General features: G+C 58.4%; 27 protein-coding genes. 18 read left to right on the forward strand and 9 right to left on the reverse strand.

Annotated features, from left to right (window positions below; translation table 11 throughout):
- Window positions 1–12 precede the first annotated feature (12 nt).
- The 9 genes from MHY08_RS05730 to MHY08_RS05770 all read left to right on the forward strand — a co-directional run bounded on the left by MHY08_RS05730 (window position 13) and on the right by MHY08_RS05770 (window position 6151).
- Window positions 13–1002 (forward strand): F0F1 ATP synthase subunit gamma, encoded by a 990-nt coding sequence (locus tag MHY08_RS05730; protein WP_239191478.1) that lies wholly within the window; start codon window positions 13–15, stop codon window positions 1000–1002.
- A 3-nt stretch (window positions 1003–1005) separates the two neighbouring features.
- Window positions 1006–2451, forward strand: coding sequence for a F0F1 ATP synthase subunit beta (gene atpD / locus MHY08_RS05735; protein ID WP_049361377.1), 1446 nt, complete (start codon window positions 1006–1008; stop codon window positions 2449–2451).
- Between the two features lie 10 nt (window positions 2452–2461).
- Window positions 2462–2830, forward strand: coding sequence for a F0F1 ATP synthase subunit epsilon (locus MHY08_RS05740; protein WP_238801023.1), 369 nt, complete (start codon window positions 2462–2464; stop codon window positions 2828–2830).
- A 185-nt stretch (window positions 2831–3015) separates the two neighbouring features.
- Entirely contained in the window at window positions 3016–3492 is a 477-nt protein-coding gene (locus MHY08_RS05745; RefSeq protein WP_239235793.1) for a DUF2550 domain-containing protein, read from the forward strand.
- A 23-nt stretch (window positions 3493–3515) separates the two neighbouring features.
- Window positions 3516–4208: an endonuclease NucS gene (gene nucS, locus MHY08_RS05750; protein WP_179386385.1), complete on the forward strand. Its 693-nt coding sequence runs from the start codon at window positions 3516–3518 to the stop codon at window positions 4206–4208.
- Complete coding sequence (locus MHY08_RS05755) at window positions 4208–4492, forward strand: hypothetical protein (RefSeq protein ID WP_234447200.1); 285 nt, start codon at window positions 4208–4210, stop codon at window positions 4490–4492. Before nucS ends, MHY08_RS05755 begins: the two co-directional genes overlap by 1 nt.
- Window positions 4493–4502: 10 nt before the next feature.
- Window positions 4503–4811: a thiamine-binding protein gene (locus tag MHY08_RS05760; RefSeq protein ID WP_005323373.1), complete on the forward strand. Its 309-nt coding sequence runs from the start codon at window positions 4503–4505 to the stop codon at window positions 4809–4811.
- Window positions 4812–5738, forward strand: coding sequence for a tetratricopeptide repeat protein (locus MHY08_RS05765; protein ID WP_239235794.1), 927 nt, complete (start codon window positions 4812–4814; stop codon window positions 5736–5738).
- 20 nt (window positions 5739–5758) lie between these two features.
- A complete protein-coding gene (locus MHY08_RS05770; RefSeq protein WP_239235795.1) occupies window positions 5759–6151 on the forward strand; it encodes a low molecular weight phosphatase family protein in 393 nt (130 codons plus the stop codon).
- A gap of 4 nt (window positions 6152–6155) precedes the next feature.
- Here the strand turns inward: MHY08_RS05770 and glgB are convergent, their stop codons facing one another.
- Together glgB and MHY08_RS05780 are read right to left on the reverse strand one after the other, a co-directional pair.
- Complete coding sequence (glgB, locus tag MHY08_RS05775) at window positions 6156–8273, reverse strand: 1,4-alpha-glucan branching protein GlgB (RefSeq protein WP_239235796.1); 2118 nt, start codon at window positions 8271–8273, stop codon at window positions 6156–6158.
- 44 nt (window positions 8274–8317) lie between these two features.
- Complete coding sequence (locus tag MHY08_RS05780) at window positions 8318–10327, reverse strand: maltotransferase domain-containing protein (RefSeq protein ID WP_239235799.1); 2010 nt, start codon at window positions 10325–10327, stop codon at window positions 8318–8320.
- 58 nt (window positions 10328–10385) lie between these two features.
- Between MHY08_RS05780 and MHY08_RS05785 the strand changes: the two genes are divergently transcribed.
- Genes MHY08_RS05785 through MHY08_RS05810 form a run of 6 tightly spaced genes read left to right on the forward strand, consistent with a single transcriptional unit; the run spans window position 10386 to window position 16033 of the window.
- A complete protein-coding gene (locus MHY08_RS05785; protein ID WP_049361370.1) occupies window positions 10386–11207 on the forward strand; it encodes an ABC transporter ATP-binding protein in 822 nt (273 codons plus the stop codon).
- Window positions 11204–12031, forward strand: a complete 828-nt coding sequence (locus MHY08_RS05790; protein WP_239235801.1) for an NUDIX domain-containing protein — start codon at window positions 11204–11206, stop codon at window positions 12029–12031. Before MHY08_RS05785 ends, MHY08_RS05790 begins: the two co-directional genes overlap by 4 nt.
- A complete protein-coding gene (locus MHY08_RS05795) occupies window positions 12028–13161 on the forward strand; it encodes an SAM-dependent methyltransferase (RefSeq protein ID WP_239235803.1) in 1134 nt (377 codons plus the stop codon). The genes MHY08_RS05790 and MHY08_RS05795 overlap by 4 nt, the downstream gene beginning before the upstream one ends.
- Before the next feature lie 24 nt (window positions 13162–13185).
- On the forward strand, window positions 13186–13968 hold the full coding sequence (locus tag MHY08_RS05800) for an electron transfer flavoprotein subunit beta/FixA family protein (RefSeq protein WP_239235805.1): 783 nt from the start codon (window positions 13186–13188) through the stop codon (window positions 13966–13968).
- 8 nt (window positions 13969–13976) lie between these two features.
- On the forward strand, window positions 13977–14918 hold the full coding sequence (locus MHY08_RS05805) for an electron transfer flavoprotein subunit alpha/FixB family protein (RefSeq protein WP_005323364.1): 942 nt from the start codon (window positions 13977–13979) through the stop codon (window positions 14916–14918).
- Window positions 14918–16033 carry a cysteine desulfurase family protein gene (locus tag MHY08_RS05810; RefSeq protein ID WP_239235806.1) on the forward strand — a complete coding sequence of 372 codons (1116 nt, stop codon included), beginning with the start codon at window positions 14918–14920 and terminating at the stop codon, window positions 16031–16033. The genes MHY08_RS05805 and MHY08_RS05810 overlap by 1 nt, the downstream gene beginning before the upstream one ends.
- Here the strand turns inward: MHY08_RS05810 and MHY08_RS05815 are convergent.
- Entirely contained in the window at window positions 16030–17226 is a 1197-nt protein-coding gene (locus MHY08_RS05815) for an HNH endonuclease signature motif containing protein (protein WP_239235807.1), read from the reverse strand. The two genes, MHY08_RS05810 and MHY08_RS05815, sit on opposite strands and share 4 nt — an antisense overlap.
- A 182-nt stretch (window positions 17227–17408) precedes the next feature.
- Between MHY08_RS05815 and MHY08_RS05820 the strand changes: the two genes are divergently transcribed.
- Entirely contained in the window at window positions 17409–18569 is a 1161-nt protein-coding gene (locus MHY08_RS05820) for a glycoside hydrolase family 25 protein (protein WP_239235808.1), read from the forward strand.
- On the opposite strand, the gene MHY08_RS05825 is transcribed toward MHY08_RS05820, so the two are convergent.
- A complete protein-coding gene (locus tag MHY08_RS05825; protein WP_239235809.1) occupies window positions 18550–19386 on the reverse strand; it encodes a spermidine synthase in 837 nt (278 codons plus the stop codon). The two genes, MHY08_RS05820 and MHY08_RS05825, sit on opposite strands and share 20 nt — an antisense overlap.
- A gap of 94 nt (window positions 19387–19480) precedes the next feature.
- On the opposite strand from MHY08_RS05825, the gene mnmA reads away from it, so the two are divergent.
- On the forward strand, window positions 19481–20566 hold the full coding sequence (mnmA, locus tag MHY08_RS05830) for a tRNA 2-thiouridine(34) synthase MnmA (RefSeq protein WP_239235810.1): 1086 nt from the start codon (window positions 19481–19483) through the stop codon (window positions 20564–20566).
- Here mnmA and MHY08_RS05835 read toward each other — a convergent pair.
- Window positions 20559–20927 (reverse strand): PH domain-containing protein, encoded by a 369-nt coding sequence (locus MHY08_RS05835; protein WP_239235811.1) that lies wholly within the window; start codon window positions 20925–20927, stop codon window positions 20559–20561. The two genes, mnmA and MHY08_RS05835, sit on opposite strands and share 8 nt — an antisense overlap.
- 77 nt (window positions 20928–21004) lie before the next feature.
- Here MHY08_RS05835 and MHY08_RS05840 point away from each other — a divergent pair, with 77 nt between their 5' ends.
- Window positions 21005–21919: a methionine synthase gene (locus MHY08_RS05840; RefSeq protein WP_239235812.1), complete on the forward strand. Its 915-nt coding sequence runs from the start codon at window positions 21005–21007 to the stop codon at window positions 21917–21919.
- Here MHY08_RS05840 and MHY08_RS05845 read toward each other — a convergent pair.
- The 4 genes from MHY08_RS05845 to MHY08_RS05860 all read right to left on the reverse strand — a co-directional run bounded on the left by MHY08_RS05845 (window position 21916) and on the right by MHY08_RS05860 (window position 25599).
- Window positions 21916–23037: an ATP-binding protein gene (locus MHY08_RS05845; protein WP_239235814.1), complete on the reverse strand. Its 1122-nt coding sequence runs from the start codon at window positions 23035–23037 to the stop codon at window positions 21916–21918. The two genes, MHY08_RS05840 and MHY08_RS05845, sit on opposite strands and share 4 nt — an antisense overlap.
- A gap of 360 nt (window positions 23038–23397) precedes the next feature.
- Entirely contained in the window at window positions 23398–24390 is a 993-nt protein-coding gene (locus MHY08_RS05850) for a serine hydrolase (RefSeq protein WP_239235816.1), read from the reverse strand.
- Complete coding sequence (locus MHY08_RS05855; protein WP_239235819.1) at window positions 24390–24887, reverse strand: helix-turn-helix transcriptional regulator; 498 nt, start codon at window positions 24885–24887, stop codon at window positions 24390–24392. Before MHY08_RS05855 ends, MHY08_RS05850 begins: the two co-directional genes overlap by 1 nt.
- Before the next feature lie 40 nt (window positions 24888–24927).
- Complete coding sequence (locus MHY08_RS05860; RefSeq protein ID WP_204609362.1) at window positions 24928–25599, reverse strand: 3'-5' exonuclease; 672 nt, start codon at window positions 25597–25599, stop codon at window positions 24928–24930.
- Window positions 25600–25630: the final 31 nt, after the last annotated feature.

Raw genomic sequence — 25630 nt, forward strand, 5'->3', positions numbered from 1 at the left:
GGAGGAGAAACGATGGCTAATCTTCGCGAACTACGTGACCGCATCCGGTCCGTTAATTCGACTAAGAAGATCACCAAGGCCCAGGAGCTCATTGCTACCTCGCGCATTACCAAGGCGCAGGCTAGGGTAGAGGCCTCTCAGCCGTACGCGGCTGAGATGACCAGCATGATGAACAAGCTGGCTGCCGCCTCTACATTGGAGCATGACATGCTGCGTGAGCGTGAAGACGGAAACGTCGCCGCCATTCTCGTGGTCACTTCTGACCGCGGTATGTGCGGTGGCTATAACAACAACGTCTTCAAGAAGGCTGCACAGCTGCAAGCTCTCCTGGAAAGCAAGGGCTACGAGGTAGTTCGCTACGTTACTGGTAATAAGGGCATCGGCCACTACAAGTTCCGCGAGGACGAGGTAGTTGGCAGCTGGGGCGGTTTCTCTCAGGATCCAACCTGGGAGACCACCCACGATGTGCGCCGTCACTTGATTGATGGCTTTATTGCTGGTTCCCATGGCACTACCAAGGGCCGCGACGGCCTGCATGCGCAGGGTGAGGGCGCCGGTGTACGTGGCTTTGACCAGGTACACGTTGTCTACACCGAGTTTGAGTCCATGCTGACCCAGACCGCGCGTGCTCAGCAGCTGTTGCCAGTTCAGCCGGTTATTCAGGATGAGGAGTACCACCTCGGTGACTCCGCTCTGTCTGACTCCGAGTCTGCGGACGACGTTGCCGCAGGATTCGAGTTCGAGCCAGACGCAGATACGCTCATGGAAGCCCTGCTTCCGCAGTACGTCTCGCGTATCCTGTTTGCTATGTTCTTGGAGGCTTCCGCTTCCGAGTCCGCTGCACGCCGTACAGCTATGAAGTCTGCTACTGACAACGCAACCGAGATGGTCGAGGACCTCTCTCGCGTGGCTAACCAGGCCCGTCAGGCACAGATTACCCAGGAAATTTCAGAGATCGTCGGTGGCGCTGGCGCGCTATCTGACAGCGCAGAAAGTGACTAGATTATGACTACAGCTCTGCAAGAGCAGAATGCACAGTCTTCGGCAGTCGCCGGTCGTGTCGTGCGCGTCATCGGTCCGGTTGTGGACGTGGAATTCCCACGTGAGGCACTGCCGGCCCTGTACAACGCACTGCACGTCGACATTAAGCTCGAAGCTGTTGCAAAGACCGTCACCCTCGAGGTCGCTCAGCACCTCGGTGACAACCTTGTCCGTACCGTCTCCATGGCACCGACCGACGGCCTCGTCCGCGGTGCCGAGGTCATCGACTCCGGAAAGCCAATTTCCGTGCCGGTCGGCGACGTCGTCAAGGGCCACGTCTTCAACGCCCTCGGTGACTGCCTCGACGAGCCGGGTCTCGGCCGCGATGGTGAGCAGTGGGGCATCCACCGCGAACCGCCAGCGTTCGACCAGCTCGAGGGTAAGACCGAGATTCTGGAGACCGGCATTAAGGTCATTGACCTGCTGACCCCGTACGTTAAGGGCGGCAAGATTGGCCTGTTCGGCGGCGCAGGTGTGGGTAAGACCGTTCTCATTCAGGAGATGATTACCCGTATCGCCCGTGAGTTCTCCGGTACCTCCGTCTTCGCTGGCGTCGGCGAGCGCACCCGTGAGGGCACCGACCTCTTCCTGGAGATGGAAGAGATGGGCGTGCTGCAAGATACCGCACTTGTCTTCGGCCAGATGGATGAGCCGCCAGGAGTCCGTATGCGCGTGGCTCTGTCCGGCCTGACCATGGCGGAGTACTTCCGCGATGTGCAGAACCAGGACGTGCTGCTGTTCATCGACAACATCTTCCGCTTCACCCAGGCCGGCTCTGAGGTTTCGACCCTGCTGGGTCGTATGCCTTCCGCCGTGGGCTACCAGCCAACCCTGGCAGATGAGATGGGTGTTCTGCAGGAGCGCATTACCTCGACCAAGGGCCGTTCCATTACGTCCCTGCAGGCCGTTTACGTTCCTGCCGATGACTACACCGACCCGGCCCCGGCAACGACGTTCGCTCACTTGGACGCCACTACCGAGCTGGACCGTGCTATTGCTTCCAAGGGTATTTACCCAGCAGTGAACCCGCTGACCTCTACCTCTCGTATCCTCGAGCCGGGTATCGTTGGCGAGAAGCACTACGAGGTTGCACAGCGCGTCATCGGTATTCTGCAGAAGAACAAGGAGCTCCAGGACATCATCGCCATCCTTGGTATGGACGAGCTGTCTGAGGAAGATAAGGTCACCGTTCAGCGTGCCCGCCGTATCGAGCGCTTCTTGGGCCAGAACTTCTTCGTCGCACAGAAGTTCACCGGCCTGCCGGGCTCTTACGTGCCGCTGTCTGAGACCATCGATGCCTTCGAGCGAATCTGCGATGGCGAGTTTGACCACTACCCAGAGCAGGCCTTCAACGGCTTGGGTGGCTTGGACGACGTCGAGGCTGCATACAAGAAGTTGAACGAGAAGTAGGGAGAGGCACATGGCTGACATCACCGCCGAACTGGTTTCTGTCGAGCGCCTGCTGTGGTCTGGACAGGCCTCCATGGTCACGGCTGAGACCACCGAGGGTGAGATCGGCGTGCTTCCCGGTCACGAGCCAATGATCGGTCAGCTGATCGACAATGGCGTGGTGACCATCCACCCGGTGGACGGCGAGCGCCGCGTCGCCGCCGTTCAGGGTGGTTTCCTCTCCGTTACCCAGGACAAGATCACCGTCCTCGCTGATTGGGCCATTTGGTCCGATGAGGTGGATGAGGAGAAGGCTCAGAAGGACTTTGCTTCTGAGCACGAGCTCACCAAGTCCCGTGGCGAGGCCGCACAGCGTGCAGTTCGCCGCGCCAAGGCTTAATACCTTGGATTGGTAGGAGAGGGCAGCAATAGCCGCCCTTCCTGCTCTCTTAAGGCGCTCCGGTTTATGGCCGGGGCGCCTTCTTCATGTTTTCTTTGCCTATTCTTATTGGCGTGCAGGACCTTCAAGGCGCTACAATTCAAGCAATCAGTTTCTCCACAAAGCGAGGATGGCGTGAAAGGCCCATGAATTCAACAGTGGTTGCAGTGCTTCTGTGGGCCCTTGGGGTGGCCCTATTGCTGGTTATCTTTTTGGCTGCGCTTCGCTTTTTTACCGTGCGTGCACGCGGCACTTCCGTTCTCCTGCGCCGAGTACCCGCTAGAAATTCTCTTTCTTGGCGCCATGGTTCGTTGCGTTATGAAGGCGAATTTGTGGAGTATTTTAAGCTCCGCTCCGTTTCTCCGCGCTGTGATCTGCGTATCAACCGCCTCGACATCGAAGTAGTAAGCACCCGCTCGCTCGATGATGCCGAGGCTTCTTTTATGTCTGCCGCCACTGAGGTCGTTCGCTTTCGTGTCAAGGGCAGGGAGTACGAGCTGGCTTCCGACGCCCACGGCATCATGGCCTTCGGGGCGTGGGTCGAGGCCGCTCCATCCAAGCGCCAGCAGCGCTTTGACTTCCGGCAATTGCGCGAGCGCGCTACCCGTCAATCCAAGCGATAGGCCCACCCGCTAGGGTAGAGAGCATGCGTTTAGTAATCGCCCGATGCTCAGTAGATTACGTGGGCCGCTTGGATGCCCACCTGCCGATGGCAGACCGCCTGCTCATCGTCAAAGCGGACGGTTCCGTGTCCGTGCATGCCGACGACCGCGCTTATAAGCCGCTCAACTGGATGACACCCCCGTGCACCCTGAAGGAGTCCGCGATTGAGGACCTCGACGGTGAAGATACGGGCGAGGTCTTGTGGCTGGTGGAAAACCCTAAGGGCGAACAGTTGCGCATCACCATTGCTGAGATTCATGAAGAAATCTCCTATGACATGGGCGAGGATCCAGGCTTAGTCAAGGATGGCGTCGAGGCTCACCTACAAGAGCTCTTGGCAGATCAGATCGATACCTTGGGCGAGCGCTACACCCTGGTGCGCCGCGAATATCCCACCGCCATCGGCCCCGTAGACATTATGGCGAAGGATGAAAACAACAATAATGTGGCGATTGAGGTAAAGCGCCGGGGTGGCATCGATGGCGTAGAGCAGCTGACGCGGTATCTGGAGCTGCTTAACCGCGATGAGCTTCTCGCCCCTGTGTCCGGTGTATTCGCGGCCCAGGAAATCAAGCCGCAGGCACGTACCTTGGCTGAGGACCGCGGGATTCGGTGCGTCGTACTGGATTACCAAGAGCTGCGTGGGCTCGAGTCGAATGAATTGCGGCTGTTCTAATGCCACGGCGAAATAGGCGCAAACCCGTAGAGATCCGATCCCTGCCTAAGGACGGCTCAACTTTCCTCGGCTCGCAAACGGTCGAGGGGCCAAGCTGGACGCACGGCGAACCCTATGTCATGCGGCATATCGGTTCTGCTCGGGCCCAGAAGTATTACGTGTGCCCGGGGTGTAACCAGAACATCCCACCCGGGGTGGCACACATCGTTGCCTGGCCGCGGGACGTGGGCCGCCAGGGCGACGATCGCCGGCACTGGCACCGCCACTGCTGGGAGCGTAGGTAGACTGGCGGGCATGATTGTTGCATTTTCTGTAGCCCCTGCGGTGGTCAATAATGACTCCCAAGAAATGGCCGATGCTGTGTCCGAGGCCGTGCGCGTGGTCCGCGAATCCGGCCTGCCCAACGAGACCAATGCCATGTTCACCTTGCTCGAAGGCGAATGGGACGAGGTCTTTGACACGATTAAGAAGGCCACCGATGCAGTGCGTGCGGTTTCCCCGCGCACTTCTTTGGTGGTTAAGGCCGATATTCGCGAAGGCGTAACTAACCAGCTAACGGATAAGGTAGATGCGGTTAATCGCCGCCTTGCAAAGGAGGACTAGATGACTTCACCAAATAATGCTTATGTAGGAGGAGCGCTCGACCTCAGCCAAGTCAAGGCGCGAGCCGAGGCCCGGCAAAAGGCACAGGAGTCGCCGCAGGCAAATGCGGGCGGCATCCAACCCTTCTTCGCGGTAACCGAGGCCAACTTCGACCAAGATGTGGTTCGCCGGTCTACGGAAGTTCCGGTCGTGGTCCTCATCGGTACTGCTCGCTCTACCCAGTCGGAGCAGTTGAAGACTGACCTTGCGGATTTGGCCGCGCAAGGAAACTTGAGCTTCTTGGTTGCTTACGTGGATGCGGATGCTACTCCGCAGGTTGCGCAGGCCTTTGGCGTTAAGAATCTGCCGACAGTCGTGGCCTTGGGCGCTGGACAGCCGCTGACCAATTTTGAGGGCGCGCAACCCAAAGAAGCCCTAAAGCAATGGGTCGATACCTTGGTGCAGAATGTTGGTCCACAGCTGAAGGGCTTGCAAGGCAATGAGGCATCGGAACAGCCACAGGAGGAAGAAGAGGATCCGCGGCTCCAGGAAGCAGAAAGCTTCTTGAACGCCGGCGACTTTGATGGCGCTCTCAACGTCTACAACTCCATCTTGGAATCTGAGCCCGATAATGTGCAGATCAAGCAGGCGCGTGACACCACGGTCTTGCTCAAGCGCCTCGACCCCGCCAACCAAACCGAGGATCCGATTGCGGCCGCGGAAGGGGATAAGGAGGACGTCGATAAGCAAATGCGTGCTGCGGATGCCGAGGTAGTGGCGGGAGCACCGGAGAAAGCATTTGAACGTCTCATTGAAACGATGAAGGCAACAGCAGGTGACAAGAAGGCACAGGTCCGAGAACGCTTGCTAGAGCTTTTCGGCCTCTTCGACGCCAATGACCCGCGTGTCCTGGAAGCACGCACCAAGCTGGCGAGTGCCCTGTACTAGTTTGGGTAGGATGGGAAAGCATGACTTCAGTGCTTTTCCTGTGCAATACAAATCGCGGCAAGTCGCAGATGGCTGCGGCGTTAGCCGCCAAGTATGCCCCCGAATGGGAAATCTACTCGGCTGGAGTGCAAACTACACCGGAGCATACCCAGCAGGGCATCAATCAAGAGGCTAAAGCCTCCCTGGCGAAGGTGGGAGCAGAGATGACTGGTACTCCTGCTCTAGTGGATCCCCACGTTGCGGCCGCTGTCGACCACGTCATCGTGGTTGGTGATGCGACATATGAGGGGCCAGCGCAGCGGTGGGACATCGAGGATCCCTCGCTGCGTGGTCTGGAGGGTGAAGAGCGCATGGATGCGCTTCGCGATGATATTGAAGCGCGCGTGGTGGAGTTCCTACGCGCGCAGCGATAGGCATCTATCGCTGCAGTACGTACCACTGCACCGAGTTGGCCGGTAGGTGAAGCGTGACGGAATTATCCGCCACGTGAATGTGCAGGGGAAGCGGATTCCCAGCGCCCTCATACACGGCATCATCAGTGTTGAGCACCATCTGCCACTCGCCGTCATGCGGAACCCAGAGGCCGTAGTTTGGAATGGAAGAACCCGAAAGGTTGCACACGGCGAGCAAGGCAGACCCGTCTGCGCCGTAGCGGACGTAACCAAGGACATTATTCGTCGAGTCATCGGCCTTGACCCATTGGAAGCCGTCCTGGCTGAAATCTTGGCTCCACAAAGCTGGGGTGCCACGGTAGATGAGGTTGATATCGCGCACGAGCCTCTTGATACCGCGGTGCCATTCGTTGCCCCACCCATCGAGGTTGCCCCAGTCTACTGAATGTCCCTCGGCCCACTCGGTAGTCTGGCCAAATTCCTGGCCCATGAAGAGGAGGTTCTTGCCGGGGTGAGAGAACATGTAGCCGTAGAGCGCGCGTAGGCCGGCGGCCTTATTCCAGTCGTCGCCCGGCATGCGCTGCCACAGCGAACCCTTGCCGTGAACTACCTCGTCATGGCTAAAGGGCAACACGTAGCGCTCAGAATAGGCGTAAACCATGGAGAAGGTGAGCTCGCCATGGTGATATGAGCGGTGGATGGGTTCGTGCTTGAAGTACTCCAAGGTGTCATTCATCCAGCCCATATTCCACTTCAGGGAAAAGCCCAGACCATTCTCGGCGGTTGGGGCGGTAACGCCCGGCCAGGAGGTGGATTCTTCAGCGATGGTGAGTACGCCTGGATGAGTGCGGTTGAGGGTGGCGTTGGTCTCCTGCAAAAATTGCACGGCTTCGAGATTCTCGCGACCGCCAAACTGGTTCGGTAGCCATTCATCGCGGGAATAATCCAGGTAAAGCATGGAAGCGACGGCGTCTACACGCAGGCCGTCAATGTGGAACTCTTCGGCCCAATACAGGGCGTTGGCCACGAGGAAATTGCGCACCTCATTGCGGCCAAAATCAAAGACGTAAGTTCCCCAATCGGCCTGTTCGCCGCGGCGGGGATCGGGATGCTCGTAGAGAGCCTGACCATCAAAGCGGCCGAGTGCCCAATCGTCCTTGGGGAAGTGTGCTGGCACCCAGTCCACGATGACGCCGATGCCATTCTCGTGCAGGGCATTGACCAGCTCTCGGAATTCATCCGGCGAGCCCCAACGCGCAGACGGCGAGTAGTAGCCGGAGACTTGGTATCCCCAGGATCCGCCGAAGGGGTGCTCGGCCACGGGTAAGAGCTCGACGTGGGTGAAGCCGTGCTCCTTGAGATAAGGAATGAGCTCCTCGCGAAGGCGGTTATAATTCGCCCCGACCTTCCACGAGCCAACGTGGACCTCATAGATGCTCATCGGGACATCGAGGTTGCCGGTGCGCTTGTCCATCCAGGCGGAATCGGACCAGGCGAAGCTGGTGGAATCCACGATCGAGTCAGTTTCCGGAGGGCAGGCGGTGCGCTTGGCTAAGGGGTCGGCCTTGTCTTTGCGTCCTTCCTGGCTAAAGATGGCGAATTTATAGTGCTCGCCAGCACCGATGCCCGGAACAAAGACCTCCCATACGCCGGTAGAGCCGAGCGAGCGCATTGGATATTGGGTTGGGTTCCAGCCGCAGAAATCGCCCACGACGGCTACACCTTGGGCATTGGGGGCCCACACAGCAAAGGACACGCCGCTTACGGGCCCCATCTCTGTGTCATAAGAGCGCAGATTAGCACCAAGGATATCCCAGAGGCGCTCGTGGCGGCCTTCGCCGATAAGGTGCAGATCCAGCGAGCCGATGGTGGGAAGGAAGTGATATCCATCAGCCACGGTGCGGATAGGGGCCTCGGGGTAGGAGATTTCTAGGCGGTAATCGCAGTTATCGCCTACCTCCGCCTCCCAGATGTCGTCGCCCACCAAATCCATGGACAAGGATTGCGTGGGGGTATGAAGCCGTACCGCGGTAGCACCCGGCTGGCGGGTACGGACGGTACCTTCGTGCCAGCCGTAGAAGCCGTGGGGGTCATGGTGGCGGCAGTCATTGAGGCGAGCGAGATCAGTGGCCGGGATGTTCATACAATCAGAGTACCTAGATTGGGTGCAGTCCTGTGGGCGAATGTTTATGGGCGATAGTCGGTGACCTTGCGCCAGGTGAGCTGTTCTTGGAGGGCGTGGTCGGCAGGGGGGAGAACGAAGACATGGGCGACATCGCGAAGCGGCTCTAAACGCACAAAGTTGCGCTCGGACCAGTGGTAGGCAGAGCCGGTGATCGTGTCCTGGACGGTATAGGACTCGCCAGGGTGGCGACCGATAGCGTGCATATCTACCGTGACGGTAGCTTCCTGCGCATTGCGCGGATCTAGGTTAACCACGACGAGGACGACGTTGCCGGTGGTCGGATCCGCTTTGGAATAGGCAATGATGGCTTCATTGTCGGTGTCATGGAAACGCAAGGTGCGCAATTGCTGCAATGCGGGGTTATTCCGGCGTATCTGGTTAAGCAGCCGGATATAGGATTCGAGGGAATCACCAGACGCTGCCGCAGCAGCAAAATCGCGCGGGCGCAGCTCGTACTTTTCGGAGTCGAGATATTCCTCGGACCCCGGAGCTACCGGAGTGTGCTCATAGAGCTCAAAGCCGGAATACACGCCCCATAGCGGCGAAATGGTGGCAGCGAGGACAGCGCGTATGGCGAACATGGCGCGCCCCCCGGTTTGTAAAGATTCATGCAGGATATCCGGCGTATTGACGAAGAGGTTGGGGCGGCAGATATCTGCTTGCTCTACGTGCATTTGGCCAAATTGGGTAAGCTCATGCTTAGTGGTCTGCCAGGTGAAGTAGGTATAGGACTGCGAAAAGCCCGCTTTTGCTAGTCCGAAAAGGCGAGGGGCGCGGGTAAAGGCCTCTGCCAAGAAGATGACATCTGGGTGGGTGGCGTGTACGCGGGTAATCAACCAATCCCAGAAGTTAGCCGGCTTGGTGTGAGGGTTATCCACGCGGAACGTGCTTACCCCTGCTTCTACCCAAATCATGAGCGTTTCATAGATTTCGTGATAGATGGCATCCGGCGCGTTATCGAAGTTGAGTGGATAGATATCCTGATACTTCTTAGGTGGGTTCTCAGCGTAGGCGATGGTGCCATCTGGAAGGACAGTGAAAAATTCTGGGTGGCTGGTGGCCCACGGGTGATCGGGCGATGCCTGCAGCGCGAAATCAAGCGCTACTTCTAGGCCCAGTTCCTCGGCGTGAGAGACCAGCTTCTTGAAATCCTCTATTGTGCCCAAGTCGGGGTGGGTGGTGGAGTGGTCCTGGATAGCCCACGGACTTCCTACATCGCCGGGCTCAGCAACGACCGAGTTATTTTTGCCCTTGCGGTGCACCTCACCGATGGGATGGATGGGCGGAAAATACACCGTATCGAAGCCCATATCGGCCACGCGCTCGAGTTCTTTGGCTGTGGTTTCGAACGTGCCGTGAACAGGATTGCCCTCTTCGTCCCAGCCGCCCGTGGAACGCGGGAAAAGCTCGTACCACGAGTTATAGAGCGCGGCTGGACGCTCCACATATACTTCGTGGATTGAACCCTCCACCAAGAGATCGCGCAGGGGATGCGAGTGCAGGATGTCTGCAACCTCGTCCGAAAGCGCTACTTGCACGCGCTTATCGACGTCTAGGGACTTATCCTCCAAGTCCCGTGCGGCAGCAAAGAGGGGCGTCACAAAATCTGAAGGAGTCTGCAGCGCCACGCGAGAAAATAGGTCCGCGCCATGCTGGAGGTCATTGGCCAATTCGGCAGCGGATTGCCCGGCCGCCATCTTCTTGGTTATTGCGTTCTTCCACGTAGCTATGGGATTGGACCAAGCATCGACACGAAAATACCAGGTGCCTTGGGTGCCGGGGGTAAACACACCATGCACACGATCCTGATCGTTAGGGTCGACCTGCATGGTAACGGAGGAGGTAGCCGTGGACCGTGCCGCCCAAGCGGACAAGGTGGCAGAGACCGCGTCGTGCCCCTCGCGCCACACTAGGGCGGTGACAGGAATTACCTCGCCTACAACGGCTTTGGAGGCTGCAGAACCGGCGGAGATCAGCGGGCGGACATCATCAATACCAAGGCGAGTAGTCATGCCCATAAGACTAATGCAGCTGTGTCAATTTCACCGGGCAAAGAACAAATCAGTCACAATGGAAGGCGTGAACGACGTAACTCCCACTGATCAAGATTGGCTTGTAGATTTTCGCGGCGTCGAGCTGCGCCGCGGCGGCAAGACCCTTGTCGGTCCTGTGGACTGGCAAGTAGAACTCGATGAGCGCTGGGTCATTATTGGCCCCAATGGTGCGGGCAAGACCTCGCTAGTGCGTATGGCCGCGGCCGAAGAGTTCCCTTCGAAAGGCACCGCCTTTTTGATGGGGGAGCAAATTGGCAAAACTGATATGCGAGATCTGCGCGCACTCATCGGCATCTCCTCCGCGGCAGTGCAATCGCGAATCCCAGAAAATGAACGTGTGGACGATCTTGTCGTATCTGCCGGCTATGCTGTGCTCGGCCGCTGGCGGGAGGAATACCAAGACATGGATTTCTCTCGCGCCGACGAGATTTTGGCACAGGTCGGTGCCACCCACCTCAAAGAGCGCACGTGGGGAACCCTGTCTGAGGGAGAAAAGAAGCGCGTCGTCCTCGCCCGCGCTCTCATGACTAACCCAGAGTTGCTCATCTTGGATGAGCCTTCTGCCGGAATGGACCTGGGAGGTCGCGAAGACCTGGTGGGATATCTCGGTGATTTAGCAATGGATCCAGATGCCCCAGCGATTGTCATGATCACCCACCACGTGGAAGAGATCCCCTACGGTTTCACCCACGCCATGCTGCTGGATGAGGGTAAGGTAGTGGCAAAAGGACTGATTAATTCCGTTCTCACCTCAGAAAACTTGACTCGCGCCTTCCACCAGCCCATTCAGGTGGACCGCATTGGACAGCGATACTTCGCCCGCCGAGCTTCTTTATGACCAACCCTTTTCATGACCGTATCGATGCCGTTGACGCCAGCGATACCACCGGTTTCAACGGTGGGCGCTTGGCGGCAACCGTCCTGCTTTTACGGGATGGCGCCGACGGTCTTGAAGTCTGGGTTCAAGAGCGCGTCCACACCATGCACAACTACCCAGGGCACTCAGTGTTTCCCGGCGGCGGTGTAGACCCTCGCGACTTTCCACCGCGTTCCTGGGACTCGGGCGAACTATGGGCCGGCAAATCCGTCATCTCCCTGGCCCGGCGGATGGGCGTAACAAAGTACAAAGCCCATGCCCTTGTATTCGCCGCGGCACGCGAGCTCTTCGAGGAGGCCGGCACCCTCTTCGCTATCCGTGAAGACGGCATCGTCTCCAATGCGCGGCGCTATCACAAGGAGCGAAAACTACTCGAAAACCACACCATTTCCTTTACTGAGTTCCTGAGTAATAACGGCATGCGTGTCGACGCCGATATGCTCCTTCCCTGGGCGCGGTGGGTAGGAAAAGGAAAGAGCCACTGGTTCGATACCTTTTTCTTCGTAGGGGTGCTGCCCTCCGGCCAAGAACCAGATGGGGATACTGATGAAGCAGACGATGCTGGATGGTTCTCCCCACAACTAATCTTGGACGGCTGGCGCGCCGGGCTGGTGCGCCTAGTCATTCCCACTTGGGCGCAGATGCAAAGGCTGAGCAGATATACCTCGGTTCAAGAGGTCATAGATGATGCCTCCTTTTCGGACCTGCGCCCCGTCATTGGGGATCCGCGCGAGGATCCCCGCTACCGAGAATTCTTTTCCACCACCCCTTTAGACCGCATATGAGTTATACCCCCGCAGAAGTTAGCTTCCTTGCCGAACACCAAGAGGAAATAGCCAGCCTCGACCTTGCCTTAACTAAGTCTTCGCGGCTCAAAGATACCGAAATCTTGAAGGAGAAGTTCGGCGAGTTTGGCCGCGCGGTCATGGAGCTGGTGACGGCCCGCAGTTCGGGCAAACTTCCCAGTGGCTGGCTAATGGATGCAGACTCAGCTCAACAAGCAACCCCCGTCGAGGTTGCGGCATACCGGGCGGCATTTCTGGCGGAACAGGGAGTAGGTAGCGTCCATGACATCACCTGTTCCATCGGCACAGAAGGATATAATAATCCGCTCGACTACTTCGGCTCGGATCTGGATGAATCACGGGTGAAAATGGCGCGGTACAACCTCTCATCGGCCAAGATTTTCCGGGCGGATGCGCTCACAACAACTACGACTGCCGAGGTCCTTTTAGCGGACCCCGCGCGTCGGGCCGGTGGTAGAAGAATCACGCGGCCGGAGGATTTGGTGCCGCCGCTCCCAGAGGTCGTCGACAAGCAACGCGACAAGGAATTGGCCATCAAGTGCGCACCGGGTCTGGATTTCAGCGAATGGAGCGGCCTTGTCACCGTCGCGAGCGTGGATGGGGCAGTAAAAGAAGCCTGCCTTTATACCCAAGGCTTAGGAACCGGCCGAAGGGCAGTAATGATTCGCGGACACAAGCTAGATGTCCTAGATGACCAAGAAAGCAACCTGCCTGAGGCCGGAGATATCGGGAGCTATCTCATTGACCCCGATGGAGCCATCGTTCGCGCTGGTTTGGTTCAGCATTACGCGGCACGGGAAGGGCTTCACCAAATCGATCCGCGCATCGCGTATCTAACGGGCGAGCGGATTCCCGAGGGAACTTCGGGATTTCCATTCATAGAAAAAGTCCCCCTAAAGAGATTAAAATCCGTACTTAAATCCTATGACGCGGGAAGTCTCGAAATCCTCGTACGCGGGGTAGAAGTGGACCCTGACCAGCTGCGGAAGAAGATGAAGCTGAAGGGAAAGAAACCTTTTGCGGTCATCATTACGCGAATTGGCTCACAGGGAATCGCCTTGCTGTGTCAACCCCGAGTATCATCGTCCGAGGATAATTACGCAACATAAATATATCGGAAAGGTGAGTGCCCAATGCCAACTATCGTGGCTCTGGTCAAACACGTGCCGGATACGTGGTCTACCAAGTCTTTGAACGATGACCACACCCTGGATCGCACTTCCGTGGATAACGTCATTGATGAGGTTAATGAGTACTCCGTGGAACAAGCCCTGCGACTGCGCGACAATAACCCCGATGCGGGCTACAAAGTCGTAGCACTGACGATGGGGCCGGCCCAGGCCGACGAGGCACTGCGTAAGGCTTTGGCTATGGGCGCCGACGATGCCGTGCTCGTCTCCGATGTTTCCTTGGCCGGAGCGGACGCGCTATCGACCGCTTGGACCCTCAATGCTGCGCTCAATCAGCTTGACGACGTCCAGCTGATCACCGCCGGCACCGAAGCTTCCGACGCCTCCACCGGCCTGCTTGCCGGCCTGCTCGCCGAATACCGCCAGCTGCCGGCCCTTACCGGCCTGCACAAGGTAGAGCTAGCTGACGGCACTCTGCAGGGCACCCGCGATGATGCGCGCGGCACCTGGGAACTCGAGGCGCCGCTGCCAGCGATCGTTACGGTGAACGATAAGAGCGACAAGCCACGATTCCCCAACTTCAAGGGTCTTATGGCAGCTAAGAAGGCGGAAATCACCACCTTCACCCTGGCTGATCTGGGCATCGAGGCCATCGCGCCGACAACCTCCGTGTCGGCCGCTGAGAAGCGCCCACCGCGCACCGCCGGCGAAGTTATTTCGGAGCCCAACCCGCAGGACGCAGCGAAGAAGATCGTTGACTTCCTGTCCGCAAAGAACTTGATTTAGGAGTAGATATGTCGCACGTTTACGTACTAGTTGAGCACGACGCGGACAACCTCCTTCCCGTTACCGGCGAGCTGATTACGGCCGCGCGGGAATTGGGTACGGTGTCCGCAGTGGTCGTCGGCAAGCAGGCCGATAAGTTCGATGCCGACCTTGCCGCCCTCGGCGCCGCACAGGTAGTTCAGGCAACGGCCGAGGATTATGACCAGCGGTTCCTTACCCCGGAGGTCGATGCCCTGCATGCGCTTGGCGCTGCAAACCCAGCGCCCATCGTGCTGGCCGCAACTCCGGCCAATAATGAGATTGCCGGCCGCCTCGCGGCTCGCCTCGCCTCTGGCGCGCTGGTCAATGTCAATGGCATCGCCGCTGATGGCTCCGCCAAGATGAGTATTTTCGGTGGTTCTTATGAGACCACCTCCACCGCCGCTGGCCAGTGCCCGATCTACACCCTCCGCCCAGGCGCGGTTGAGGCTGCGCCACAGCAAGTGGAGGCGCAGCCGGCGCCGATGCCGTTGCCGGCCGCCACGGGCAAAGACGTCAAGGTAACTTCCTTTACTCCGGCACAGAAGTCCGCACGACCGGAAATTACCGAGGCCAAGGCAGTCGTCGCAGGTGGCCGTGGCGTGGGCGACGAGTTCGGCGCCGTCGTCGAGCCGCTTGCCGACGCCCTCGGAGCCGCAGTCGGCGCCACCCGCGACGCCGTCGATGAAGGCTTTTATGACGCCGCCTATCAGATCGGCCAGACCGGTGTTACCGTCTCGCCCGACCTCTACATCGGCTTGGGTATCTCTGGCGCTATCCAGCACACCTCCGGCATGCAGACTTCCGGCACCATTGTGGTGGTCAACCAAGACCAGGATGAGCCCTTCTTCCAGATCGCCGATCTCGGCGTCGTGGGTGACCTGCATGAAATCGCACCGGCCCTGACCGAGGAACTGAAGGCGCGCCAGTAATGCCGCACTACTTCGACTATGCCGCTACCCAGCCGATGCGCCAGAGCGCGATTGACGCGTGGGTGGCGGCGGCCGGCTCCCTCAACTCCGGCGCGCAGTATGGTTCTGGCCGCAAGGCTCGGTCCGTGCTGGACGATGCCCGTGAAAAGGTGGCTTCCCTCCTTGGCTGCGAGCCCATCGAGGTCATCTTTACCTCTTCTGGCACCGAGTCGGATAATATCGCCATTCAGGGTCTCTACGCGGCTGGGCACACAAACCGCATTATTTCTACCGAGATTGAGCACCCGGCCGTGCGCGATACCGTCTCTAAGCTGGAGAAAACCGGAGCAGCTGTCGATATCCTTCCCGTCGACCGTTCCGGGCACATTGCAGATCTGTCGGCTCTAGACACGCTTGCCGACGTCGCTACCTGCATGTGGGCCAACAACGAAACCGGCGCCATTCAGCCCATCGAAGAGATAGCCACACGTGCGAATGCGACAGGCACACCCGTGCACGTGGATGCGGTGCAGGCCGTGGGCAAAGTTCCCATCAATTTTTCTGATCTAGGGATCGCCAGCCTCGCCGCCAGCGCCCACAAGTTCGGCGGCCCCCGCGGCATCGGTCTGCTTTTGGCCAAGCGCAGTCCTGCGCCCCAGCCGATTGCTTACGGCGGTGGCCAAGAACGGGGCATCCGCCCTGGCACCGTGGACGTGGCGGGCGCTTCCGGTCTAGCTGCGGCATTGGAGGAATCCGTCTCCGAAATCGCCGCCCAGGGTGAGCGAATTGCCGCTCTCCGCAATAAACTGCGCGACGGAATTCTCGCCACCATCGACGACGTAGTGGTCAACTCTGCCGAGCCGTGCTTGCCTTCCCACCTGCACGTCTCATTTCCCGGTGCTGATGGCGATAGCCTCATCATGCTACTGGATTCCTTGCAGATCGAGGCCTCTACCGGCAGTGCTTGCAGCGCTGGCGTAAACCGCATGTCTCATGTCCTCGAGGCAATGGGCGTAAGTGAGGCGGAAGGAATCGGTTCCCTGCGGTTTACTCTCGGCAGGCTTACTTCGGCAGAGGATGTTGACTACGTTTTGGCTCATCTTCCGGAGGTTATTTCACGAGCCCGTTCCGTCTAGCTATCATTCCTTTCTTTCGCCGCAGCTCGCCGGGCGGCGATAGCTTGGCCTACCGTAAGCGCCCAGTTCTTGTTCTTGGGCGCTAACGGTCCTTGGGGCTCATCATATTCCCAGCGGCCATCGTCAAAGAGCCATACTATGTCTCCAGTATGCGGATCCATGATGTAGAAGGCACCACCATCGGTTTTGATGTTGTGGTGATGCTGGCAGAGTGATGCCAAGTTGCTCCCCGCCGTTTTCCCTCCCTGTGCATGGTCAATCCGGTGGTCCTTTTGGCAGTTCTCTGCGGGGCGATTACAACCTGGCCAGCGGCACACGCCATCGCGGCCTTCCACGTAGGCGCCAACGAGTGGGGGAGTAACGTAGCTTTCGCTCTCCATCCTTTTTGCAAGGTCCATATCCCGCGTTTGGGTGGGACGCAGGCTGTCAGCGGTCTCAGGGCTTACCCATCCGAATCCCCGGATAAATGCGGGAGCAGCCTCCTGGTCGTGGGCGCGGTACATATGAAGAACCACTTTTGCCCGCGACTCAATTTCGCCCAGAATTAGCTTGGCTAGGGCTTCAGCTTTCGTGAGGTTATGCTCTTCGGCTGCCTTACTAACGTGTTCATCGATGGCTAGCATGGTAGCTTCATCGAATTCCACTGCTAGCCCAGCCTTCCCGCCGAAACTGTGGTAGGTGAAATAGGAGTCGTTCCCTGCATCAGGCTCCTTATCTTCATTGGGGTGTGGGTCCTCCATAGCGATGAGGCCATTTAGCTTTCGCCGCAAATTGGTATTCGAAGGCAGTACCTGGCCGGGCTTCGTGGGGGTCAGGTAACGCGCAAGCTCTTGGTCTATCCGCTCGAGAATTTCGGTCGGGATGTCGCCCAGCTTGCTAAGCACGGCGTCGATAGTAATAAGACGAGAGAAATCCAGGAAGTAATAGGTTTCCTGGAGCGCCTTTGTCAGTGGTAGCTCTGCGAGTCGATAAAGGGCCATTGTTATGTCTCGCATGCGCCGCTCGCTTAAGCCCGTGCGGGTGGAAAGTGTGTGGCAAGATATGTCGAAATCTTCTTCTAGGTCTGGCTTCACCTCATTCCAGAATAGGTAATCTTGTTTTCTGATTTCTGTGGCTTTAACTGCAAGCGGATCGTTGGGGTCATTGACTATGTAGTAGGCGTCCAAGATGAAATCCCCCGATTTGTAGAACATGTGTACTTAACTCCATGGTGAATATTTTAAGGCGTGCCCTGCCCCTTTGCAAGGGGTGTGGGCAAAAATATGTTCTAAAGAGATGTATTCCAAGAGGGGGTGAAATGGAGGTAAAGAAAATTATTTCAAGTGGCGCGTGTTAAAGATGTGGCACGAGTGAAGGCGTTGCTAGACTCACGCGCATGACATCAAAGAAGGCACTCCGAAAGAGCATTACTGCGGTGGTTACTGTGGCTGCACTAGCCGTAAGTGGTACCGCCGTCGCCCAGGCGGTGAGCCTCGGTGCACCTAAGGGCATTGACGTTGCAGCGCACCAGCATCCAGGCGGTACACCTATCGATTGGTCAAAGGTGCGTACCGACGGTCAGTCCTTTGCATTCGTGAAGGCTACCGAGGGCGGTGATTGGGTAAACCCCCACTATGTAGAGGATATTCAGGCGGCTAATGCTGCTGGACTCAAGACCGGTGCATACCACTACGCACGTCCGGCTGGCGACGCCAAGACTCAGGCGGCCAATTTTGCCGCGCAGATCGCCCTAGCCCCGGATCAGACATTGCCTCCTGCACTTGATATCGAGGTGGCGGAAGGAAAGTCTGCGGCACAGCTGGAGCAATGGATTGAAGAATTTACTAGCGAGCTCAAGCGTCTTACTGGTCGCACGCCCATGATCTACACCTACAAGTACTTCTGGATGGGCCAGATGAATAACTCCCAGAAGTTCTCGGATATGCCACTGTGGCTCGCGGCATACCAGGATCAAGCGCCTGAAGCGGTGGGCGGATGGAACGAGCTATCTTTCTGGCAGCGTTCTGGTTCTGGCAAGGTAGCAGGCATTTCTACCGATGTCGACATGAACCTGTTTAATGGTTCCAAGCAGCAACTGCAGTCCTTCAGCGACGGCAACTACGTAGACGTGGGCGGTGCGCTCGAGCAGCTGGTTGTGAGCGATGGGCTTGATTTGAGCTCCGATAGTACGCCGCTCATCGGTGCTATTTTGGCCCTGGCGGCGGGGCTGATTGCGATTCCGCAGCTTGCCGACGCCGCCGAAAAGTCCGGCCTCGATCCCCAAGCGGCGGAGGGCTTGGCTGGCTTCGTAAAGACCCTGCAAGACAAGGACGCCCTTCCAGTGGAGGACCTGGGCGATATGGCCAAGGGCAACTTCTCCGTCAGCGACCTAGCTATCCTGCTGGACAATGCCGGTCACGTGAACAACGTTAAGTCAGGCAACGTCTCCGAGTCGGAGGTATCGGAAGCTAAGAATGCCGCCAAGAACGCCGGCGCTGACGTGCCTGATTTCGACGCGGCGCAGGTAGCTACGCTGCTTAATCGCGTGCTGCAGTAGCGCCGGTGAAAAACGCGCGGGTCCAGGCCTCGTCTTTGTAATGGGCGGGCACTGCCCCGCCAAGGAGTGCCTTTGCCAGCTGGGCGGCTTCGACGGAGCCCTCGGCTGGCATTTCTTGATCTGAGGCCACCAAAATGATGTTCCCGTAGCGCCGGCCCTTGAGCATCGGTGGGTCCGCAATGACGGCGAGGTGGTCAAATACTTTATCCAGTCCCGCCAGCTCGCTCTTTGCCAGCTGTAGATCGGAATGGTCTCCGCAGTTGGCTACGTAGAGGCCACCCGACGCCAGCGACTGTTTTGCCGCCTGAAAGAACTCCACGGTGGTGAGGTTAGCCGGGGTCTTGTCGCCAGCAAAGACATCGCGGATGATGATGTCGCGGCTGGACGGCAGGAACCCCTCGGTTTCTTTGCGTGCTTCGCCGGCGCGGATTTTGACGGTAGGGGAACGGGGGACGTCGAAAAGCGTACGCACCAATTCGCCCAGCTTGGCATCCAGCTCCACCACTGTGTGACGGCTGCCTGGGAGCCTGCTAGCGAAGTAGCGCGGAAGGGAGCAACCCGCGCCGCCTAGGTGGGTGACGCGGAGCTTATTCGCGGGCCGAGTATTGAGGTGCTCAACCGCCGCCGCAATCCAGCGCATGTACTCGAACTCGAGCTCCTCCGGTTCGCCGAGCACAATGTGGCTGCTTGGCACGCCATTAACGTTGAGGATATAGGCACCATCGCGGAACTCATCCGGCACAACCTCGGCCGTGCCGGTAGAAATGTCGTAGGTGCCGGTGATTCCCGGATCGGTGGAAGCTCGCTTTCTGCCCATGTCACACAAGCTTAGGGAATGGATTCGATTTAAACCGCGTTGGGGCTAGGGAGTAGACTTTCGGGCCTGTAGTCAAGGTGAAATGGGGAGCACAATGCGAGTATTGGTTGCCATGTCCGGCGGCGTGGACTCATCGGTTGCCGCCGCCCGCGCAGTAGAAGCCGGCCACGAGGTGATTGGCGTTCACCTCGCCCTGCACAAAGACGCACAGCAGACCAGGGAAAAGGCCCGCGGTTGCTGTTCGTTGGAGGATTCGGCCGACGCCCGTCGTATCTGCGATAAGCTGGGAATTCCATTTTATGTCTGGGACTTTTCGGAAGAATTCAAAGAAGAGGTCATCACGGACTTCGTGGATTCCTACGCCCGCGGTGAGACACCCAATCCCTGCCTGCGCTGCAACGAGAAGATTAAGTTCCGGGCGCTGCTGCAAAAGGGCATGGCGCTTGGCTTCGATGCGGTTGCGACGGGCCACTACGCCACCCTCGATGAGGACGGATATATGCGCCGGTCCTTGGACGAGAATAAGGATCAGTCTTATGTGCTCGGCGTGATTTCTGCCGAAGAGTTGGAGCACTGCTTTTTCCCCATCGGCGATACTCCCAAGCCACAGATCCGCGAAGAGGCTGCGGCACATGGCTTTTCCACCGCGAAGAAGCCAGATTCCTACGATATCTGCTTCATTCCAGACGGCAATACGCAGGCCTTTTTGGGTGCCCGCATTGGGCTGCGCCCCGGCATGATCGTGGACCAAGAGGGTACGGAGCTCAAGGAGCACGATGGCGCGTGGAACTACACCATCGGCCAGCGCAAGGGCCTGGACATTAAGGCGCCGGCTGCCGACGGCCGCCCTCGCTACGTCACCGATATTGATGCTGCTACCGGCACGGTTACCGTCGGCGCCCGCGAGGACTTGGCCGTAACCTCGATTCAGGCCGATCGCCTGAAGTACCTCCACCCGGGCATGGATGGGGATTTCGAGTGCGAGGTTCAGGTGCGCGCGCACGGTTCCGTAGTGCCCTGTATCGCCCATGTTGACCGCGAGGCGGACGAGATGCGCCTCGAGCTCAAGGAGCCGCTATCTGGTGTCGCGCGCGGCCAAGCGGCGGTGCTGTACTTGCCTTCGCCGGACGAGCTGGGAGACATCGTCATTGGCTCCGGCACCATCTGCGGAACTAATTAAGCACGCAGTTGGCAATGAGCCGATCTAGCGCTCGGACATCGATATTGGGGCCAATGTTGATTTTGAACTCGCCGGCCCTAGTCCACAGCTGCAGTTCCGCATTGACGTCCAGGAGCTTTCCTGCGTTCTCCGTGGACCACATGGTGATGGAGGAATAGGGCAGGGAGTACATCTCTACCTTTTTGCCTGTAAGGCCTTGCGCGTCTCGGATGATGAGGCGCCTATTGGTAAATACGGCGGCATCACGGACGGTCTTGAAAGCGCATACGGGGTATTCCTGTTCGGCCAAGACGGTGGAAATGTCCTGAGGGATTTCGCATTCGTTGTAGAAGGTCCAGCCGGAGTATTTTTCCACGCCCATAGTAAGGTTCCTTTCCAAGTGATACGTCGCGTATCGAATAGAAAATTTTGAGAAATAATAGTAGCGCCGAGGTGAATATGGACGCTTTTGGCTTAGGGCCCATGCCGGGGTACTCCATGGGTGAGGCGGCAGACATCGTGATGGGCGAGACGGGTGATCTCCCGCACCTTCCGCAGTTGCCGGACCGCGGGATTCATGCCGGGGCTATTGGACGAACCGCGGGCTTGTTGGAAGCAGTCTCCATTGACCGCGGTCCGCGCTCGTGGGTGCTCAGTGATCGGCCGCAACTCATCTCGCATCGGATTGGTGACCAGATGAGCCGGGACCTGGACGAGATTCAGGAGGTGTGGGGCGAGTCTGTTCCGCGCGTTAAGGTCCAAGCGGTAGGCCCGTGGAGTTTGGCGGCCGCTGTGGAGCTAGGAAACGGGCACCGCGCGATTACTGATTCGGGTGCGTTCCGGGACTTGTGTGGTGCGCTGTTGGCCGGAATTCAGGAACACACGGCGCAGGTGGCACAGCGCTTTGGGGCAGAAGTGCGGGTCCAGCTGGACGAGCCCCTGCTTGCCGACGTCCTTTCTGGCACCCTTCCAGGCACCACCGACTTCGATACGATTAGGGCTGTTCCCGCGGACCAGGTCAATGCGACGTTGGCGGAGTTTGGCGCGGACTACTTACGGCTTCGCGAGCCACTATGGGAAGTGGCGGCGAAGACGGTGCTGCTCGATTTTGCTGGTCTAGCCTCGCCCGAGCACCTCGATGGCTTGGGGCAGTGGATTGATGGCGGCGCTCGCATCGGATTGGGCGTGGCAGGGCACGATGCTCGCACGGAGGCTATTTCTATTGCACAGCACTTCGACCGCATGGGATTGTCGCGGGAGCGAATTCCAGAACAGGTTGATATCTTCCCGTGGCCGGTGGAAAAGGCCGCGCCCAGCTATTCTTTTGCCGCTGAGGTGGCGGGCATCCTCATTCGCGACGCCGGCGATCTTTAATCGACGCGCCCGCGGCTATCCGTGGTGGTGAAGTATTCGCCCATATAGGGAATGACATAGCGCAGCTTGCCGTGTGCGGTGGGTTCGATGAGGTCGGCGTCGATAAGCCGCTGGCGGGTGGCCGACAAGGAGCGCACCGTGCGGTCCATGTGGCCCGCGATGTCTGCGATGGTGGCGATGCCATTGACTTCGACTGCGGCCATCGCTTCCAAGAACTCCCGCTGCGCCGGCGGCAGGGCTAGCGTCGCAGGCTGGTGCACCTGCGCGCCCATGATAGATATTGCATCCGGGGCGATGGAGGCAATTGTCTGCTGGGAAATCCCGCTTTCTTGGTTCCGGCGACTGCGCTCCCACGCCAGTGAGCCGACCAATTGCACGAGGTATGGGTAGCCGCGGGTGAGCGCGGCGGCGTCCGTAATCGCGTCCTGGCTAAACTCCAGCCCTGAGCCCGAGGCAGTATGCTCGAGCGCCTGCTCGGCATTGGCCGGCGACAAGGGTCCGAGCACGAATTTCTGGGCCCGGCGCAGGAAGGTTACCCCGGGCAGGTCTAGCAAGTGGTTGACTCCCTGCGGCAGGCCAGCGGCCACCAAGGCGATGTCGATTTCATCGCGCACTAAGTCCTGGTAGGCCACGGCGATGGTGGTGAGCTCTTCGACGTCGGCGTCTTGGACCTCGTCGATGGTGAGGAGGATTCCGGTTCCCTTTAGCTCGGCGGAAAGCTCGCGTAGGCGGGTATTCAACGTGGGGGTGAAGCGGTCTTCCTTCTGGTGGTCGAAGCCAATCGATCCTACGCCGCCGATGCCGATGCGGCTGACCTTCTTCTTATCGCTGGGCGAAAGCCGCTCGAGAAGCCTCGGAATCGTGGTGTTGACCAGTTCCTCCACCATGGTGGAGCGCCCGGATGCGCGTAGCGTTACCCAACCGCGCGCTTCAGCAATATCTTCCAACTCGTTGATGAGGACCGTTTTGCCGATGCCCCTAGCGCCGCTTAGCACCATGGAACGGGAGGCATTGCCTGCTGAACCATCGAGGGCGGTGCGGAAACTATCGAGCACGACGCCGCGGCCGACCCAGAACAAAGGAGGGGCGCCGAATGTCGGGCGGAATGGGTTGTCCATGCGGCTAGTGTAACCCGTTTGCCGGAGATTTGGGAGACTTTCGGCTCAATGTGGAGATTTGGGAGACTTTGTAGATTTCTTACTGTGGTTTGTAGGTTTCTTACTGTGGAGAGAGTCTAGGCGCCAAGCGATGGCACCGATGTGCAGGGAGCCAGCGGTAACAATCGCGTACCACCATCCAAAATCTACTGCTCGGTACCACGGCATTGCGATGCCGACAAGAGCAATGATGGCGACCGTGAAGATTGCGTCTATAACCAGCATAGGGGAAGAAACTGGCTTCTTTAGGGTCTTCCATGCAGACCAGAGCTCGAACGCAGTGATAGCGGCAGGGATTAATGTGAGGAGCATTGTGGTTTCCTAAATCCTCTCGAAAAGTGCTTCTGCGAGGTCTTCAGTTCCCGCCGGCGAGTCATTATTTGCGAAGGCTGCGCGATTTTCCTTCGGATCAATGATGAGCATTGTGGAGTAGCCGTAGGTGCCGCCGTTGTGCCAAAAGCTCTTGCCGTCATCATTCTCCTGCCATCCATAGCTAGTGTCGCCATGTTCCATAAACCATGTAGCGAAAGCTGCCATGTCATGAGCGGTGGACCGAATGGCTCCAGCTGCGGCGGAACAGCCTTCCATTTCCCAAGGCTCAGCAGTTCGGCCTGCGGCTGTGAGTCCGCGAGGGGCTTCGTCGGGGACGGAACCTGGTGTCATGAGGTAGGTTTCCTTCATTCCGGCGGGCTTTAGGATTCTCTCGTGGAGTAATTGTTCGTATGGCGTATCGGCAGCCGTTTCTAAGGCGTGGCCGAGCAGCGCGTAGCCCAAGTTGGAATAGGATTCTGTGCCACGATCTGCAAGCTCCGATTCGGTTGCTGAATCGACGATATCTTGTGTGGATACACCTGCGTACGGGTTTGAACCGGTGATGCTAGAGACAGCAGATGAGAAAGTCATGGCTTTTGCCTGTCTGGGTAAGCCCGAGGTGTGATCGAGTAGCTCCCGAACTGTTACGTCGGAGACTGGTGAGTCACCAACCTCGAGGATTTCACCCATCGTGGTGTCGAGGCGAATTTTTCCCTCTTCTACCAGTTGGTGGGCAATTTCTCCGGTGAACATCTTGGTGACAGAACCGATCTCTACCTCGGTGTGTTCATTGGCGCCGAGTCCGGCGAAGGTGGCCTTTCCCTGATCAAGTGTGAAGGCGGTGAGGTTGTTGAAACCAGCTTCTGAGTGTTCCCGTAGGTGCGTGGAGAGTCCTAGATCTCCGGTTGCGGTATCGGCCATCGAGATTCGCTGGGGTCCAACAATGAGTAAGAAGGTGGCCGATACCACGGTTACGACGGCGGCGAGGGCTAATTTGCGCATTAGTGGGCCTCGCTTGCGGTAATGATGGTCAGGAGGGGCACCACTCGGGCGGGGCGAAGTGCGTATTTTCCGCCTGTTTTGGTGGTCCAGCCCGCGCTAGTGAGGGCGCTGAGGTGGTGATAGGCCGTGCCGGTAGACGTGACGATTTCTTCTTCGGCAAGTTCTGTGGCGCTGGCCGGTGCGGTAAGGAGTCGGCGCAGGATCTCGCCACGAATGGGGTGGGCCAGAGCAGCAAGGCGGTCGAGGTTTTCGGACCAGTCTCCATTGGTTACTGCCCTTGTTGGTCGCTGCCATTGGTAGGTATAAGAGCTCTCGCCGATAGTGAGGTTGCCGCCAAAGATTACGGACCCCTCGGGAAGCTCTTCAGAAGGCTCGAGGGTGTCCGCAAGCCACATGGTGGACTCGCCTGTGGGAGCTTCCGCCTGAGTTGGTGTGGGGTTTTCGAGCTTGGCGACGCGCTCCTCGAGAGCTGAAACTCGGGATTCTAAAGATTCCATAGTTCTAGAATTCCAAAACTCTAGAACTATGGCAATGGGTTTAAGAAATCAGCGGCCACGCCGTCGAGACATCCGAGGCATCGCGGCCCTTGCCTTCTAGGTACTTCTTGAAGGCGACGCGGTCCTCGTACCACTTGACGGCCTGGAACTCCATGAGTTCGTTTTCCTCCATCTGTGCCAGGTTGGGGTAGTGCTGGCGAACCTGCTTCCAGGCCACGCGGGCGGCCGCGAGGGCGTCGGCAGTAGCTTCGTGGGCATTACCCAACTCGACGCCGTAGTGCTCGCACACGGCGCCAAGGGTGCGCTTTCCCTTGCGCCACTTATCGCTGACGCGGTCAATCACGTAGGGGTCGTAGACTGGGCCGGTCACCGTAAAATCGCCGGTGAGGCTGCGCAATACGGTGAGATCAAATGCTGCGTTGTAGACGATCAGCGTCAGGCCATCCTCCCATGCGGCCTTGATGGCTTCGACCGTGTCTTTTAGCACCTCCTCGTGCGGGCGGCCCTCGGCGCGGGCCTTTTCCGTAGTAATTCCATGGACATTGGTTGCTTCCTGCGGAATTTCGATTCCGGGATCGGCTAGGTGCTCAATTTTTTGCACATCGCGGCCGTCAATGCGGACTAGGGCGGAGGTAACAATGCGGGCTTCTTTAGGGTTAGCCGAGGTGGTCTCAAGGTCGAAGGCGAGCATGCGGGAGGCGTCGAAATTCATGATCCATACCTTAGTAGCTAGCCCCGACACG

It is taken from the genome of Corynebacterium sp. ACRPJ, from assembly GCF_022347345.1.
Taxonomy (GTDB): domain Bacteria; phylum Actinomycetota; class Actinomycetes; order Mycobacteriales; family Mycobacteriaceae; genus Corynebacterium; species Corynebacterium tuberculostearicum_D.